General features: G+C 48.4%; 1 rRNA gene. It reads left to right on the top strand.

Annotated elements, in window-relative coordinates:
* Window positions 1-72: ribosomal RNA gene (locus MFP24_RS00035) — 16S ribosomal RNA — on the top strand; the annotation flags it as partial.
* Window positions 73-221 lie beyond the last annotated feature (149 nt).

Genomic DNA, 221 nt, shown 5'->3' with positions numbered 1-221 from the left:
TTGTGATTCATGACTGGGGTGAAGTCGTAACAAGGTAACCGTAGGGGAACCTGCGGTTGGATCACCTCCTTAAACTGAAGTGAGATATTGGAAGGTGCAGTGTCCACAACAGATTGTCTGATGAAAATAACGAGCAGAAATACCTTAATAGGCTTGTAGCTCAGGTGGTTAGAGCGCACCCCTGATAAGGGTGAGGTCGGTGGTTCAAGTCCACTCAGGCC

It is taken from the genome of Brenneria tiliae (assembly GCF_023347575.1).
Taxonomy (GTDB): Bacteria; Pseudomonadota; Gammaproteobacteria; order Enterobacterales; family Enterobacteriaceae; genus Brenneria; species Brenneria corticis.
This window is presented reverse-complemented; position numbering and strand designations above follow the sequence as displayed.